General features: G+C 38.0%; 15 protein-coding genes and 1 riboswitch. Of the genes, 13 read left to right on the plus strand and 2 right to left on the minus strand.

Translation table 11 applies throughout. The features are described from left to right. The 8 genes from ribH (at nt 1) to lepB (ending at nt 5,711) form a co-directional block, all read left to right on the plus strand. Nucleotides 1-465, plus strand: a complete 465-nt coding sequence (gene ribH / locus MKX62_RS14680; protein ID WP_067207194.1) for a 6,7-dimethyl-8-ribityllumazine synthase — start codon at nt 1-3, stop codon at nt 463-465. Nucleotides 466-713: 248 nt separating this feature from the next. Continuing rightward, nucleotides 714-1,553 (plus strand): amino acid ABC transporter substrate-binding protein, encoded by an 840-nt coding sequence (locus MKX62_RS14685; RefSeq protein ID WP_340741740.1) that lies wholly within the window; start codon nt 714-716, stop codon nt 1,551-1,553. Beyond that, entirely contained in the window at nt 1,540-2,241 is a 702-nt protein-coding gene (locus MKX62_RS14690) for an amino acid ABC transporter permease (protein WP_067207199.1), read from the plus strand. Before MKX62_RS14685 ends, MKX62_RS14690 begins: the two co-directional genes overlap by 14 nt. A gap of 35 nt (nt 2,242-2,276) precedes the next feature. Continuing rightward, nucleotides 2,277-3,011: an amino acid ABC transporter ATP-binding protein gene (locus MKX62_RS14695; RefSeq protein ID WP_067207201.1), complete on the plus strand. Its 735-nt coding sequence runs from the start codon at nt 2,277-2,279 to the stop codon at nt 3,009-3,011. A gap of 127 nt (nt 3,012-3,138) precedes the next feature. Beyond that, entirely contained in the window at nt 3,139-3,486 is a 348-nt protein-coding gene (locus tag MKX62_RS14700; protein ID WP_067207202.1) for an ASCH domain-containing protein, read from the plus strand. An 8-nt stretch (nt 3,487-3,494) separates the two neighbouring features. Next, nucleotides 3,495-3,938 carry a hypothetical protein gene (locus tag MKX62_RS14705; protein WP_067207205.1) on the plus strand — a complete coding sequence of 148 codons (444 nt, stop codon included), beginning with the start codon at nt 3,495-3,497 and terminating at the stop codon, nt 3,936-3,938. Nucleotides 3,939-4,416: 478 nt separating this feature from the next. Then, nucleotides 4,417-4,926, plus strand: coding sequence for an RNA polymerase sigma factor (locus tag MKX62_RS14710; protein ID WP_340741741.1), 510 nt, complete (start codon nt 4,417-4,419; stop codon nt 4,924-4,926). Then, entirely contained in the window at nt 4,923-5,711 is a 789-nt protein-coding gene (gene lepB, locus MKX62_RS14715; protein WP_340741742.1) for a signal peptidase I, read from the plus strand. Before MKX62_RS14710 ends, lepB begins: the two co-directional genes overlap by 4 nt. A 120-nt stretch (nt 5,712-5,831) precedes the next feature. Here lepB and MKX62_RS14720 read toward each other — a convergent pair whose 3' ends face one another. Further along, nucleotides 5,832-6,821, minus strand: coding sequence for a YpdA family putative bacillithiol disulfide reductase (locus MKX62_RS14720; protein ID WP_340741743.1), 990 nt, complete (start codon nt 6,819-6,821; stop codon nt 5,832-5,834). Nucleotides 6,822-7,064: 243 nt separating this feature from the next. Between MKX62_RS14720 and MKX62_RS14725 the strand changes: the two genes are divergently transcribed. From MKX62_RS14725 to MKX62_RS14745, 5 genes are all read left to right on the plus strand, one after another. Then, the gene (locus MKX62_RS14725) at nt 7,065-7,250 is read left to right on the plus strand and encodes a hypothetical protein (protein ID WP_340741744.1); all 186 of its coding nucleotides are present in this window, start codon (nt 7,065-7,067) and stop codon (nt 7,248-7,250) included. Between the two features lie 148 nt (nt 7,251-7,398). Further along, nucleotides 7,399-8,388: a S66 family peptidase gene (locus tag MKX62_RS14730; RefSeq protein ID WP_340742586.1), complete on the plus strand. Its 990-nt coding sequence runs from the start codon at nt 7,399-7,401 to the stop codon at nt 8,386-8,388. Between the two features lie 561 nt (nt 8,389-8,949). Next, a riboswitch (cyclic di-GMP riboswitch) is annotated at nt 8,950-9,035 on the plus strand. A 110-nt stretch (nt 9,036-9,145) separates the two neighbouring features. Further along, nucleotides 9,146-10,885, plus strand: coding sequence for a methyl-accepting chemotaxis protein (locus tag MKX62_RS14735; RefSeq protein ID WP_340741745.1), 1,740 nt, complete (start codon nt 9,146-9,148; stop codon nt 10,883-10,885). Beyond that, nucleotides 10,885-11,637, plus strand: coding sequence for an SDR family NAD(P)-dependent oxidoreductase (locus tag MKX62_RS14740; protein WP_187047182.1), 753 nt, complete (start codon nt 10,885-10,887; stop codon nt 11,635-11,637). Before MKX62_RS14735 ends, MKX62_RS14740 begins: the two co-directional genes overlap by 1 nt. A gap of 26 nt (nt 11,638-11,663) precedes the next feature. Then, on the plus strand, nt 11,664-13,175 hold the full coding sequence (locus MKX62_RS14745) for a sodium:solute symporter family protein (RefSeq protein WP_340741746.1): 1,512 nt from the start codon (nt 11,664-11,666) through the stop codon (nt 13,173-13,175). Nucleotides 13,176-13,304: 129 nt separating this feature from the next. Here MKX62_RS14745 and MKX62_RS14750 read toward each other — a convergent pair whose 3' ends face one another. Beyond that, the gene (locus MKX62_RS14750; RefSeq protein WP_445683553.1) at nt 13,305-13,883 is read right to left on the minus strand and encodes a uracil-DNA glycosylase; all 579 of its coding nucleotides are present in this window, start codon (nt 13,881-13,883) and stop codon (nt 13,305-13,307) included. Nucleotides 13,884-13,931 lie beyond the last annotated feature (48 nt).

The raw sequence follows: 13,931 nt of genomic DNA on the forward strand, positions 1-13,931 counted from the left end.
ATGAGAACAATTTATGAAGGACATTTAGTTGGAACAGGGCTTAAAGTTGGAATCGTGGTAGCAAGGTTCAATGAATTCATTACAGGAAAATTACTAAGCGGAGCGGAAGATGCATTGCTTCGTCACGGAGTAGCCGACAGTGATATCGCGGTTGCTTGGGTGCCAGGTGCCTATGAAATTCCGCTAATAGCGAAGAAGATGGCGGCTTCCGGTAAGTACGATGCAGTTATCACACTTGGTACAGTTATCCGCGGAGCAACACCGCATTTCGACTATGTATGTAATGAAGTGGCTAAAGGGGTCGCGGCCATCAATCTGCAGGAAGGCATCCCGGTTATTTTCGGTGTCTTGACAACAGACACGATTGAACAGGCAATTGAACGTGCGGGAACGAAAGCCGGCAATAAAGGATGGGATGCAGGGAATGCAGCGATTGAGATGGCGAATTTGTTGAAACAGATATAATCGTTGATAAATAGAAGGCACAGTTTTCGGTTATCCGGAAACTGTGCCTTTTTTAATATTTCAACACCCGCGTACATGTTAGTTAAGGAAATGTAGTAGTAGAGTGAATAATGTGGTTAGTTTTAGGGATTCCGAGGTATAAAGAATAAAGGAAAGGTTTTTTGAGGAAACTATTTTTTGACGAAGTGCATACAATGTTGTATGATGCTAATAACCAAGTAAGTTAATATGAATTAAGGAGAATGGGTATGAAGAAATTTAGTTTACGCGTAATTCTACTATTTACAGCAATCATATTACTTGCTGCATGCGGAAACGCTAATAAAGGAAATACAAGTGGTAGTGAAGAGTCTAAAGGAAACAGTGATTCAGGAAAGAAAACGGAAGATTTACTTGTGAAAATACAGGATGAAGGCAAGTTAACAATCGGGACAGAAGGAACATATCCACCATTTACATTCCATGATGAGAAAGGGGAACTTACAGGTTTTGACGTTGAAATCGCAAGAGAAATAGCGAAACGACTCGGGGTAGAGCCTGTATTTCTAGAAACGCAATGGGATGCGATTTTCGCAGGGCTTGACTCTAAACGGTTCGATATGATTGCAAACCAAGTAGGGATTCGTGAGGACCGTATTGAGAAATATGACTTTTCGGAACCGTACATTTCATCATCTGCAGTCCTCATTACAAATACTAGTAATAAAGATGTGACAAGCTTTGAAGATATTAAAGGGTTAAAGTCTGCGCAGTCATTAACGAGTAACTATGCAGACACTGCAAGATCTTACGAGGCTGAAATTGTGGGTGTTGAAGGATTTAACCAAGCTATTGAGCTCATCAATTCCAAACGTGTAGATGTAACGATAAATGATAATTTATCTTACTTAGACTTTATGAAGCATAAACCAGATGCACCTGTCCAAATTGTGGCGACAGCAGATGACGTTTCACAAAGTGGTTTAATGTTTAGAAAAGGTAATGAAACACTTGTTAACGAAGTAAATAAAGCACTAAATGCAATGATTGAAGACGGAACATACTTAAAAATATCCGAGAAATGGTTTGGTGAAGATGTCCTTAACTAATATTTTAGCTAACCCAGAGAAAGTACAAAGACTTCTAGATATTGCCCTAACATCCCTTTGGCCATTGCTGGAGGGAGCTCTTTACTATACGCTTCCTTTAACGTTTCTTTCTTTTTTCTTTGGAATTATTCTTGCAGTATTAACTGCGTTAGGAAGAATATCAACAAGCAAGCCGCTACAAATTATCGCAAGAATTTATGTATCTGCAATTCGTGGAACGCCTTTACTCGTACAACTATTTATTTTGTTTTTCGGATTGCCAACGGTCGGAATAGTTATAGATCCATTTCCAGCCGCCGTCTTCGGATTTTCATTGAATGTAGGGGCGTATGCTTCAGAAGTAATTCGCGCAGCAATACAATCGATACCGAAGGGACAGTGGGAGGCAGCACATACGATTGGCATGAACTATACTCAAACGCTTAGGCGAATCATTCTACCGCAAGCAACGAGAGTATCTATCCCGCCTTTATCGAATACATTTATTAGTCTTGTGAAAGATACATCGCTGGCATCGCTTATTTTAGTGACAGAAATGTTTAGAAGGGCTCAAGAAATCGCTTCTGCAAACTATGAGTTTTTATTACTTTATACTGAAGCAGCGATTATCTACTGGCTCATTTGTTTTATCCTTTCCTTAATTCAAGACAGAATTGAACATCGGCTGGATCGATATGTGGCTAAGTGATAAGTTGAAAAAACAACTGTTAGAAGGTGCAAACTATGATTTCAATAAAAGGCTTGTATAAAAAGTTCGGGGACCTTGAAGTGTTAAAGGGAATTGATTTGGAAGTGAATAAAGGGGAAGTCGTAGTTGTCATAGGTCCATCAGGCTCTGGTAAAACGACACTGCTTAGATGTTTGAATATACTGGAAGTCCCGACAGCCGGGACTATAACCCTTGATGGCCACGAAGCAGACTTTTCTAAACGTGTAGCAAAAAAAGAAATTGACTATTTTAGAAGTGAAACAGGTATGGTGTTTCAGAATTATAATTTGTTTCCTCATAAGACTGCTCTTGAAAATGTGATGGAAGGGCCAGTCATCGTAAAAAAAGAAGCTAAAGATGTAGCACGGAAAAAAGCTGAGAACTTGTTAAATAAGGTTGGATTAGGTGATAAGTTCGACTTCTATCCTTTTCAACTATCAGGGGGGCAGCAGCAGCGGGTAGGGATTGCAAGGGCGTTGGCATTGGAACCAAAAGTAATGCTGTTTGATGAGCCTACATCTGCGCTAGATCCTGAATTAGTCGGTGAAGTGCTGCAGGTCATGAAAGATCTTGCCAATGAAGGAATGACCATGGTTGTCGTTACACACGAAATGCGTTTTGCACAAGACGCAGCCGACGAAGTTATTTTTATAGATAATGGAAAAGTAGTTGAGCGAAATAAACCGAGCGAACTATTTACAAATCCAAAAGAAGAACGAACCCGACAGTTTTTGAACTTAATTTCATAACTAAAATATACGAAAAGATAGCCGATACGCTTGGTTATCTTTTTTGTCTCAGATCGAGAACCTCGCTAAAATTGTTAACAATAGTTATGATAGAGGAGATGTTATTTTATGAAATGAGGCGATTTACATGAGTGAACAATCAAATGTAGTACTACCTAAAAAAACGTGTACGATTGAAAAGCTAGTTACGATACCCAAAGATGTTAAAAAAGTGCTGAATGGCGAAAAGACAGCTACTCGCCGTAATGGTGTTTATGCAGATCTTGGTGAAATTATGGTACTCGACGGTAAAGAGTTTAAAGTAGATACAATTTATTCACAGACGCTCGGCGAAATGACGGACGAACATGCACAACAAGAAGGTTACACAACGATGGAAGAATACAAACAATCTATTCTCGCGATGCATGATAAAATGCCATGGTTACCGGCGATGAGTGTTTGGGTGCATGAATATAGCCCAGTAGAGAAATGATGTTCTGAATGAATTCAGGAATCTATGGCGCGATTGTCTTTTTGCATGTTATCAGTGCTGTCCTTGCCATAGGTCCATTATTTCTATTGATGCCGATTATTAAGCGAGTGCGTGGCGTTGAAACGGACATTGAGCAAGTCTACTTGTCTATTATCAATGTCATCATTCGCTTGGTCATGCATGCAGGACATGTTCTCGTCTACACGGGTGTCCTTCTATTGGTATTTGGACCTTGGCCATGGTATACGTCATGGGTAATCATGACGCTTGCTGTTTTGCTATTATCTGGAGTTTTCCTAGCAAGAGGATTTACGGTTGTGCTACGAAGATTTAAGAATCCAGATGCTGATAAAAATAAGATACTTGATCGTTTAAATGGTACTTCATGGCTCTATATCGGCCTTATGCTAATCATGCTCTGGCTCATGGTTCAAAAACCGATGCTTTGGTAGATAACCCGCGATACATAGGAAAAGACGTGCATCTAACTGGTGCATGTCTTTTTTGATATTTAATTCTACAAGCATTTTGCCATAGCTTATGGCAATTGATGAAACTGTCATGGCAAGTACACGAACTGTCATAGCAATTGATGAAGCTGTAATGGCAAGTACACGAACTGTCATGGCAATCATTAAAACTGTCAGTGAAAGCCTGAACTGTCATGGCAATCGATGAAACTGTAATGGCAACCAATTAAAACTGTCAGTGTAAGCTTGGACTGTCATGGCAATCGATGAAACTGTAATGGTAAGTACGCGAACTGTCATGGCAACCATTAAAACTGTCAGTGTAAGCTTGAACTGTCATAGCAATCGTCAAAACTGTTGGGATGAGTCAACCTATAACCACTTGTAAGTAAAGCAGGCACATTATTTCATATTTCCGACTCCTTTTTGAAAGTAGTTCGTCTAGTAAGGGTGAGGGGCAGTGGAGAAAAGTCTAGAACAGCTTTATGTAGAATATAGTGATCGCATTTATCGATATATCTTTTTACAAGTCCGTCAGAAGGAGTTGGCGGAAGATCTGACCCAAGAAACTTTTTATAGAGCGTTCAAAAATATTCATTCGTTTAATAAACAAGCTAGTATGTTGACATGGCTATTGAAGATAGCTAGAAATGCTACGTATGATCATTTCAGGCGGAAAAGGATCATTCGATTTTTCAGTCTTGATAAAGATCTGAATGTGGATACAAGCAATCTTTCGCTGGAAGATGAATTACTGAAAAAGGATATGACTGTAAGGTTGTCCAATGCGCTAGCTAGTTTGAAGCCAACCTATCGTGACGTCCTTATTTTACGGAAAATCAACGAAAGCTCGATCAAAGAAACAGCATATATCTTAGGGTGGACTGAGACAAAGGTGAAATCAACAATGGTGCGGGCATTTGCTGCGCTGAAAAAAGAAATGTACAGAATGGAGGGGGAGAACGGATGAATGACTTCGATGAATTTGATGGTGAGTTTAACGAGTTGAAGGATGTTGATAGATTAGAAACTGATCGAATGATTAGCTTGGAGAAAGTCATTGCTAAAAGTGGAAAAAAGAAATTTAACATGCTCCCACTAATTTTTTCTAGCTTTGCCATCTTTGCTGTTGGACTATTTTTAATGATGACGATTAAAGAGTATACATCTGAAGTTGAAAGTCAGAAAACAATCATTGATGATCAATCCGTCCCTGAAATTCCGATGGTCGAAGTAGAGTCAAATATGATCACTGTAGAATACGGAATAGATAATATGGACAAAGGAAATCACGATTATGAAACAATAGGTACTGGAAAAAGAATTGTAGTAGAGCCAAGAGTCTCTGGCTTTCAACGCGGGGACGTTATTTATTTTGCAACACCGAAGTATTCAAATGGAAATCCAAATTTAAATCTAGCAGGGAATTATATATCAAGAGTTGTGGGCTTACCAGGAGAGAGAATTGAAATTAGAGAGGGTCAGCTATATATTGATGAAATGAAACTAGAGTCTTTTTATTCATTTCCAACCGTAAGAGGAATGAATAAGGAAAAGTATTTTGAAACAGTCGATTCTCAAAATTCCTCTATGACTGAAGAAGATTTTGAAGAAAGCATGGAAGCCATTTTAGTACCAGAAGGCACAGTATTTGTGCTGGGGGACCAGTGGTGGAGAAGTATAGACAGCCGTCACTTCGGACCTTTATCATTAAGCCAAGTGGAAGGGAAAGTAATAGGATATGGAATTGAATAATAAAATAATATGCCTGATAGCCTATTATTTAGGGGATCATAAATAGTTTAAATTTAAATCGTCTGTAATTGAAAAAAGCTCACCAAGTCACATTCATTGTGATTTGGTGAGCTTTTAACATCATAAGTTACTTTGAACATAGGACAGACGTTGTGCAATTTCATTTGCAATTTTCATGCCATGAAAGCGTCCGTCTTCAATGTAAACACGATTTGTAATGCCACCCGTTACAACGCCAGAAAGAAAAACGTTCTTGACATTTGATTCATATGTCTCTTGATTAAAGGAAGGAACTAATGAAGAGAGGTCAGTTTGAATTCCAATGCTTTGAAGCAGAGAGATATTGGGTTGATAACCGATGAGGGAAAATACATAGTCATTTTGAAGTGTAACTGTTCCGTCAGAAGAGTTTATGCGAATGGTTGATTCATCGATAGCAGCAATACTGGAATTGGGATGAAAATCAATTTTTCCTTTTTTAAGAAGGTTACGCATATCTAATAACAACGATGGTTTAATGCCTTCTAAGACAGTTTCTCCACGATGGATAAGTGTAACCTTGGCCCCATTACGATAAAGATCAATAGCAGCTTCAATTGCTGAATTTTTACCACCCACAACTGTAACATGTTGTCCATAATAGAGGTGACCTTCTTTATAGTAATGTGATACCTTCGCTAGATTATCTCCGTCTACACCTAGTTGTCTTGGCGTATCGAAAATTCCTGTTGCAATAACAATCATCTTCGCTTCGTAAGGAATGGTGTTGCCATTACGATCTTCTGCGTGGACAGTAAAGGATGCTGCATTCTTTGAAATAGAATTAACCTTTTGATAGCACTTAATATTAATTTCTTGTCTCTCAGTTACAAGACGATAATATTTTAATAGTTCAGTTCGATTTGGACGGACATCTTGAGATAGGAATGGAATGTTGCCGATTTCTAAGCGGTCAGAAGTACTATAGAAAGTCATGTGTAATGGACAGTTGACAATGGAATTGACAATCGCCTCTTTTTCAATAATCACATAAGAAAGTCCTTTTTCTTGTAGAGCAAGACCCGTTGATAAGCCACACGGACCACCGCCAATAATAACAACATCATACATACAATAAATATCCTCCTTAAAGTTTTACATAAACAATGGTTAAAAGCATTAATTTTTTAGGAATGTTGCATGCATGAATAATGCAACAATGCTGTATAAGCCTTGCCCGTTAGTATGCTCAGACGAGTGGGAAGAAATACTTAATTAATTGTATATAACTTGTTTTACGCACTGGAAAAGGAGTTAATATATTTTGCTAGCGAACTATCCTATAAGACCTTGCCTCATTTAGACATACCGAGCATGAAAGGTTTGCATGATTTAGGTGATACAGCAAGACTTCTATACGATTTTCATGCAATAACTGGACAATGGGAAGAAAGCAAAGCACAAAACGAGAAAAATCACCTTGATTTAGCAAAGGAATTAAAAAACAGTGGAAGCTATGATTATATAGTGAATCGGATGTTAGGAAATGGATTATTCTGAAATTTAATAGAAACTATTAAATAGATGGAGTATAATAACAAGTATTCGTGATTATAAGTCAAGATTAAAGTTGTATACTTCACTATTAAATTGAAAATTCTTAAGTTTTTTGGGCTATCTAAATTATGAAAAAAGGGGATAATTAATGATGAAACGATTAGAAAAGGGAGATACAATCGGTATATTCACACCATCTTCACCCGCAACTGTTACTGCGTTGCAACGGTTTGAACGTGCAAAAGCATTTTTAGAATCAAAAGGGTTTGTTATTGTAGAAGGTAGATTGACAGGACAGTCTGATGTTTATCGTTCTGGTTCACCTAAAGCACGCGCAGATGAACTAAATGAGCTATTAAGAAATCCGAATATAAAGATGATTATGTCCACAATTGGTGGCACGAACTCTAATAGCATGCTGCCATATATTGATTATGAAGCATTTAAGCAAAATCCAAAGCTAGTCGTTGGTTATTCTGATGCAACGGCTGTTTTACTCGCCCTTTATGCAAAAACAGGTATCTCAACATATTATGGACCTGCTTTAATACCTTCGTTCGGTGAATTTGAACCACTAGTAAATGATACTTATCAATATTTCGAACAATATTTTATGAAAGAGACAGAGCTACCTTATGAAGTGCCAATGTCTCCATTTTGGTCTGATGAGCCTGTGAACTGGTTAGAAAAAACGACAGAGAAAACGCTTTTTAATAATAAGTGGGTGACTGGACATAGTGGTGTTGCAGAAGGACGATTAATAGGTGGCAATGTGAATTCGATGTATGGATTTATTGGCTCTTCTTATTTCCCTACAATTAAACAAGGCGATATTTTATTAATTGAGGATTGTATGAAAAATGCCTCAATTGTTGAGAAGAATTTTGCAATGCTAAAAGTGCAAGGTTTTTTTGATAAAGTTGCTGGTATTATTTTAGGTAAACATGAACAGTATGATGATTTAGGTACTGGCAAGCAGCCATTGGACTTACTGATAGAGCAATTAGATGGGATGGATATTCCCATTTTAGCTGAGTTCGATACGTGCCACACCCATCCAATGCATCCATTAGCTATTGGCAAACAAGTGAAGTTAGATACAGGTGCCAAAAAAGTATTTTGCACGGAAAAATGGTTGTGAAATTTTCAGTATCTGAAACTTTTGTTTAACAGAAATAGAAATAATTTTTGACGATAAGCAATAACAACAAATTGATTATTGAAATGTTGAATTATGTAATTTGTTGTTTATTGCACCAAATGGACAGGTTAGTGGAAAAAAGTAAAAATGCTCAATAGTAAAAGGGCAAGATAGATCTGATGAAACAGGATAAACAAATAGATAGGTCGAGCAAGCTATTCGCATTTTTATATAGCGTTTTCATAGCAGCACCTTTCTATAGCATATCAGGCATTGCTTCTTACCTGGAAGAATAAAGGTTGAAGTTGCCAGAAATGAGAATACTTTTGATATTGAAATTTCCAGCAATGCTATCCTTGGAAAGAATTTGATGTAACAATTTAAAACAGCGGAAAATAAATATGGTCGGGGGAGTAAAGGCACTATTTTTCTTTTTTAACCAATGACTATATACTAGTTTGGGTGTTTTGAAAGCAGGACATTAAGCGGTGTCACTATACTACTCTATGAATCTTTTGGTACTTCATATTGCCATCTATTAGACTATGTGGTATATTTTTTGATAGTTATAGGCAAACCTATTGAAAAGTAGGGACGCAAAGCTACAGGTCTAAAGTAATTATTACTATGACGGCTGAGCTGCTCAAGAAACGCTAGATAATAGTCTAGTTTTTTTATTTGCCTATTTCATTGTGAAATGGGCCTTTTTTTATGTGTAAAGAAAGATACAAAAATTGAAGAGGAGGAAATAATTATTATGCGTTTTTTTAAAAACATGTCATTAAAGTATAAGCTTTTACTTACAGTTTCTATTATTGTTTTAGCACTTTTTACTGTTCTAACGACACAAAGTATTTCTCAATTGAACGGCCAGTTAGAAAATGACCTAGAACAAGAGTTAAAAAGTGTTGGCTTATTGACAGCCATGAACCTAGATTCCAAAGATATAGATGGTCTATTGAAAGTTCAAGGGGAAGACGATCCTGAATTTTTGAAAATGCAAAGTACCTTGGATGGCATAAGGGAAGAACAGGGAATCATGTTTTGGAGTTATATATGGGAGATGGAGGATAATGGTGTCACTCCTATCGGCTATACGGAAAATTTGAATGAAGCGTATGAAGCGGGGGAATTGTTTACTGATCTTGCTCCTGTCCATGTAGATACTGCTAAGCTCGCAATTAAAAATGATCAATCAGAGGTAACAAGCATCTTTGAGGACTCATTCGGATCATGGCGAACAGTTTTCAGCCCTCTTAAAGATGAAAGCGGAAATACAATTGCAGTGTTAGGAATTGATTACTCTGCGGATTATATTGATACCATCATTAAAAAAAGTGTTACAAAACAGATTATTATTGCAGTAATCGGAATTTCAATCTTATTAGTATTGCTGTATTTTACAATTGATCGGCTTCTATTACCACTTAAAAAAGTGGTCATTGTTGCAGACCAAGTGGCAAATGGAGAATTGAACGATGTGGATCTCCAGATTACAAATGATGAAGTTGGACAACTTTCACAATCGATAAAAACAATGGTTTCAAATTTGCAACATGTCATATTAAACATTAGAAATACATCTGATCACGTTGCATCATCAGCCAATCAGCTAACTATGAATGCGACAGAATCGTATATTAGTTCAACAAACGTTTCGAAAGAAATGAAGAATATCGCTCAAAATGCTGAAACTTCTTTGGTGATGACTGAAGAAACAGCAGCTGCAATGGAAGAAACAGCAGGTGGCATACAACAAATCGCTGATTCAGCCAATACGGCTTCTGAATCGTCTCTGACAGCCTCAATTGCTGCTGAACAAGGAAATAAGGTTGTCCAACAGGTGATTGATCAAATGCAATTAATTAATACATCTGTAGAACAAATAGAGGAAACTATTAATGGTTTACATGCTAATTCTAATAAGATTAGCGACATTGTGAACATTATTACTGCTATAGCAGAGCAAACAAATTTGTTAGCACTAAACGCTGCTATTGAAGCAGCCAGAGCTGGTGAGCATGGTAAAGGATTTGCTGTCGTTGCAGATGAAGTAAGGCGTTTAGCTGAACAATCATCTCAGTCGGCTAAAGAGATTTTCCAACTAATTCATATGATTCAAACGGATTCTAATGCATCTGTAACCGTGATGGAAAAAGGAAAAGAAGACGTAAGAGTGGGAATGGATTATACGAATGAAGTAGGCGAGATATTTAAAAGGATTGTACAATCTGCAGATGAAGTCGCAGATCAAATCCGGGAAATTTCTGCTGCATCTCAAGAAATTTCTGCATCCTCTGAAGAAGTAGTCGCATCCGTTAATAATATTAAGAAAACATCTCAACAATCTACCGAGTTTTCATTGAATGTCTCACAAGCTACACAAGAACAATTGGTGTCGATGCAAGAAGTGAAAGAAGCATCTGCTTCATTAGGCCAAACTGCGGAGAAGCTGCAGTCCCTAATTACAAACTTTAAATTGGAGAGTGAAGATTAATGGATTTAAAGCTTACCGGTAAAAATGTTCTCATTACAGGCTCTAGTATGGGGATAGGCAAGGCAATTGCTTTAGCTTTTGCTGAACAGGGAGCAAATATTTTAATAAACTATATTGGCAGCGATCAAGAGGCGGAAACAGTTCGTCTACAAGCGAAGGACCATGGCGTGAATGCACTAAAATATTGTGCGGATGTATCTGACTCTAAACAAGTGCAGGATATGTTTCAGTATATGGACAACCAGCTAGGAGCAATAGATATTCTTGTCAACAATGCCGGGTTTGCACAGAATGCTCCTATTACAGATTTAACTGATGAGCAGTGGGACAAAATGATAAAGGTTCATCTTTACGGAAACTTTTATAATTGCCGAGAAGCGGCGAAAAGAATGAAGGAAAAAAATAAAGGTAAAATTATTAACATCTCTTCAGATATAGGAAGTCTTGGGTGTGAAGAATTCACCCATTATTCAGCGGCAAAAGGCGGTATTAATGCTTTTACAAAAGCTTTGGCAAGAGAGTTGGCACCGAATATATTGGTCAACGCTGTGGCGCCTAGTGGAACATATACTGGCATCCTCGAAGCTTTCGGTGAAAACTATATCGCGGAAGAGTCAGCGAAATATCCACTAAAGCGCTTGGCTCAACCTGAGGAAATCGCCAAAACTGTGTTATTTTTAGCATCAGAAAATGCGGATTTTTATACAGGTCAAATACTAACTCCAAACGGTGGAGTAGTTATGAACGGATAAAAGATAGATGAGGAGCACTTGAATTGATGAATATCATCGTATTTTGTGTATATTTAGTTTTTATTTATTACATTGGCTATAAAGGATATAAGCGCGTCAAAACTGCTGAAGATTTAATTGTGGCGGGCTGGAGTATGCCGTTATCCGTTGTAACTGGGAGTTTAATTGCCGCGTTATTAGCAGCTCCATTCTTTTTTGCTGCTGTCGGCTCGGGTTATACAAGTGGAGGCTTTGAAGGGTCCGCAACAATGGGCGGCCTAGGTACATGTATGATTTTAGGAGCATTAATCTGGACTAAGCCCCTAAGAAGATTAAGAGGATGGACACTAGCGGACTACTACGGATTGAGATATGGTAGTAAAAGATTAGGAGCATACACGGGAATCGTGATGGCGGTAGCATTTGGTATTTTCAATGCCGCAGCTCTCACTGTTGGGGGTACTTATATTATCCAACAACTTTTCCAAATCGATTTCCTTCCAGCCGCACTATTATTTGTTTCGTTAACGGCACTCTACTCCGTTATTGGAGGCTTATGGGCTGTCGCTTACACCGAAATTGTTCAAGGGGCACTAGCGGTAGCCGGAATCCTCGGGATAACCATATTTGTTTTATTCTATTATCCCGATGTTACATTTAACCCTGATTGGTGGAATGTAAATGAATTATTTAGTAGAGGTGGAGTTGAATTCTGGACACTCTATTTAGTTTTAGCTCTTGGTGATATTCCAGCAGTGGACTTAGGTCAGCGTGTTGCAGCGGCAAAAAGTCCGCGTGTCGCACAGCTGAGTATGATTATTGCAGGTTCAGTAATCATCGCTATTAGTTGGATACCTGGTATGTTAGGGGAAGCTTTTAAATCTATTTATCCGAACAGTTCCAATCCCGAAACATTGATGCTTGTTTTTGCACAAGGCTATTTCCCTCCTATTTTATCTGCTATCTTTTTAACAGCGATGGCGGCGATGGGTATGTCAACTGTTGCGGCATGTTATGTAGCAACCTCAGGAATTGTTACTAAAAATATTTATTTAGATTTTATTAATAAGAATCCTGATCCCAAAAAACTATTGTTTTTTTCCAGAATGGTGATTCTTGCAAGCGCTTTGTTAGGTTTAATCCTGGCTCTAAGTGCTCAAAAAGTTATTGATTTAGCCTATTTAGCGTGGGATGTTGTATTTGTTACATTGTTCTGGCCAATCGTTTTAGGCCCATTTTGGAAGCGGGTAAGTACTCCGGCTGTATGGGCAAGTATATCTGTTGGACTCGTATATTATATTATTACGTCACTTACTCACGTTCCTGGGCCGAAAATTCAATCGGATGGGTTTTTGGGCTTGTTGGGCGAATTGTGGCTAACGCCTGTTTTCTCAGGTGTGATTTTTTCTGGAGTGACAATTATCGTAATAAGTCTATTAATCCCACCTACCCAACACGTTCTTGACATGCATGAAATTGAAAAAAATAAAGAACTTGATCACGTTGGAAGTAAAGAAGAACTAGAAATATTGAATACTTCAAAACAACCAAATATCTGAGTTGGTAACAGGACATGCTTAATTGCGTGTCCTGTTTTTTTGAATTCTATCTACCATATCTGATTAATTTATCAAACATAAATATTTTTTCTAATAGTAATATTGGATTGCAAAAACTTCATATCGTAGCTAGAGGTTTAAAGAATGAAAGTGATCCGCAACGAAAGTCAAGTCCTCCAAAAATAAGTTACGTAAGTTTGGACGTCGTCTAACTGCAAGTGGATGGTAGGCGACCGCTGTTTGGAATCCACGTATATCGTGCCAACTACTCCGCATTGACTTCACTTCGGCTTCAGGATTTTGAAAAAAAGACTGAACGGCTACATTTCCTAAACAAAGAATGAGAGTAGGCTTTTTTTCTGTAAGCTGCTGTTCTAAATGCCTCATACAAATTTGACGTACTAATTCTTTGTCGTATGCTCGAACGGGCTTCCTTTTTAGTATAAAAGTGACATACAGATCATCTATTTTCAAGCCAGCTTCATTTGCAACTTCTTGTAGCGTTTGCCGCGTTCCACAAACAAATGACTCGCCTTCACGATCTTCACGTGCTCCGGGATTGTCAAGAATAATCATAATCGGGGCCGCTGGATTACCTTCACCCCATACCATCCGTGTCCCTTGTTCATAAAGGCCGCATTCCTGGCAATTTACAAGGTGATCAGGGGTTGGCTCCTCCAATAACATTTTTGGACAGAAGACAGGCATTATTTTCAGCTCACTTTGACGTTTATTTGCAAAAAAAAAGAGGAAGCG

Origin of the sequence: Sporosarcina sp. FSL K6-5500 (assembly GCF_038005665.1) — a bacterium.
Taxonomy (GTDB): domain Bacteria; phylum Bacillota; class Bacilli; order Bacillales_A; family Planococcaceae; genus Sporosarcina; species Sporosarcina psychrophila.

Bases quoted from the DNA above. Each gene is read 5' to 3' on its own strand.
- MKX62_RS14705 (WP_067207205.1), top strand. From the start codon at position 3,495: ATGAATTCAGGAATCTATGGCGCGATTGTCTTTTTGCATGTTATCAGT.
- MKX62_RS14730 (WP_340742586.1), top strand. From the start codon at position 7,399: ATGAAACGATTAGAAAAGGGAGATACAATCGGTATATTCACACCATCT.
- MKX62_RS14720 (WP_340741743.1), bottom strand. From the start codon at position 6,821: ATGTATGATGTTGTTATTATTGGCGGTGGTCCGTGTGGCTTATCAACG.
- lepB (WP_340741742.1), top strand. From the start codon at position 4,923: ATGAATGACTTCGATGAATTTGATGGTGAGTTTAACGAGTTGAAGGAT.
- MKX62_RS14725 (WP_340741744.1), top strand. From the start codon at position 7,065: ATGAAAGGTTTGCATGATTTAGGTGATACAGCAAGACTTCTATACGAT.
- MKX62_RS14740 (WP_187047182.1), top strand. From the start codon at position 10,885: ATGGATTTAAAGCTTACCGGTAAAAATGTTCTCATTACAGGCTCTAGT.
- MKX62_RS14700 (WP_067207202.1), top strand. From the start codon at position 3,139: ATGAGTGAACAATCAAATGTAGTACTACCTAAAAAAACGTGTACGATT.
- MKX62_RS14745 (WP_340741746.1), top strand. From the start codon at position 11,664: ATGAATATCATCGTATTTTGTGTATATTTAGTTTTTATTTATTACATT.
- MKX62_RS14685 (WP_340741740.1), top strand. From the start codon at position 714: ATGAAGAAATTTAGTTTACGCGTAATTCTACTATTTACAGCAATCATA.
- MKX62_RS14735 (WP_340741745.1), top strand. From the start codon at position 9,146: ATGCGTTTTTTTAAAAACATGTCATTAAAGTATAAGCTTTTACTTACA.
- ribH (WP_067207194.1), top strand. From the start codon at position 1: ATGAGAACAATTTATGAAGGACATTTAGTTGGAACAGGGCTTAAAGTT.
- MKX62_RS14690 (WP_067207199.1), top strand. From the start codon at position 1,540: ATGTCCTTAACTAATATTTTAGCTAACCCAGAGAAAGTACAAAGACTT.
- MKX62_RS14750 (WP_445683553.1), bottom strand. From the start codon at position 13,883: ATGCCTGTCTTCTGTCCAAAAATGTTATTGGAGGAGCCAACCCCTGAT.
- MKX62_RS14695 (WP_067207201.1), top strand. From the start codon at position 2,277: ATGATTTCAATAAAAGGCTTGTATAAAAAGTTCGGGGACCTTGAAGTG.